The organism is Microcoleus sp. Pol12B4, assembly GCF_036701385.1.
Taxonomy (GTDB): domain Bacteria; phylum Cyanobacteriota; class Cyanobacteriia; order Cyanobacteriales; family Microcoleaceae; genus Microcoleus.
Genome location: NZ_JAUBQR010000450.1, coordinates 1 through 1306 on the forward strand (window position 1 = coordinate 1; position 1306 = coordinate 1306).

The 1306-nt window shown below is 41.7% G+C and carries 1 protein-coding gene and 1 pseudogene; one reads left to right on the forward strand and one right to left on the reverse strand.

Going from position 1 to position 1306, the window contains the following annotated elements; genetic code table 11:
- Positions 1–965, reverse strand: a 965-nt coding sequence (locus QUA38_RS28955) for an ABC transporter ATP-binding protein (RefSeq protein ID WP_333167970.1), incomplete at its 3' end; no start/stop codon positions are given.
- Positions 966–1091: 126 nt separating this feature from the next.
- On the opposite strand from QUA38_RS28955, the pseudogene QUA38_RS28960 reads away from it, so the two are divergent.
- A pseudogene (locus QUA38_RS28960) lies at positions 1092–1306 on the forward strand (iron ABC transporter permease); the annotation flags it as partial.

Sequence of the window (1306 nt, forward strand, 5' to 3'; positions counted from 1 at the left end):
GGTGTTTTTAAACAATAACGATTTTCTCTACCTAAAAATTGGCGATCGCAAATCACAACAGCCGAATCTTCATCTAAGTATAAACTCAAGTCTTCCTGCCGAATCATTAACTCTCCTTCAGTAGAAACATCACAAGGAACTTTTACAAATGAATCTCCTTTAACAGCAAAACAACCTACTTCTGTTTCCCAAAAATCCTGCTTCAACGATGCAGAAATAAAGTTAGCCTGAGTCACAAACTCAGCCACAAATCGAGATGCTGGTTCTTGATAAACTTCCTCTGGAGTGCCAAACTGTTCTAATTGTCCTTGACGCATCACCGCTACCCAATCTGAAATCGAAAGTGCTTCTTCGCGATCGTGGGTGACAAATACACCAGAGGTTCCCGTTGCTTTTAGAATCTCGCGGACTTCCTGACGCAATCTTAACCGTACTTGTACATCTAAATTACTCAATGGTTCATCTAGTAAAATAATCGCAGGTCTAGGGGCTAAAGCACGGGCCAGGGCAACTCGCTGTTGCTGACCCCCGGATAATTCATGGGGATAACGGTTTTCCAATCCTTCTAATCCCACCAACGCTAATGCTTCTGCGACACCTTTATGAATATTATGCTTTGACTCTTTTCCTTGATGCGTCAAGCCAAAAGCTACATTTTTCGCGACTGTCAAATGTGGGAATAGTGCATAGTCTTGAAACACCATACCAATGTCTCGCTGTTCCGGCGGGACTGACATATTAACACTGGCTACAGTTTTTCCTGCTAAAGCGATCGTCCCTGCTTGTAGCTGTTCAAAACCAGCAATTAACCGTAGCAAAGTTGTTTTCCCACAACCCGATGGTCCCAACAACCCCAGTATATCTCCCTGATGTAATGTCAGGGTGACAGATGCCACCGCAGGTGATGCTGCTTGGGCATACTGTTTTGTTACACCATCCAAATGCAGAATTATCGGTCGAGCCATTATTGCTATAAATAATCAACAATTTACTATTCTACAATACACCTGTTTAGTGAGATAAATTGTCAGAAAGACTTGACAAATGTTTACACATACTGATAAAGTAGCAAGCTAGACTTTTTACTAGCAATGAAAAATTTCCCAAAATCACTACATCAAACAGGAATCAGGACAATCCAATGGCTATGGACCTTACGCGGTTTATCTGCTAGTGGATGGACACTTGCTGTTATCGCTTTAGCATTGCCGATCGCCATACCAGTCATCAGTGTCTTATCCAGTATCTTTTTTGAAGCTAAAGATACATGGCAACATTTAACCGATACAGTTTTAACCCGTTATAT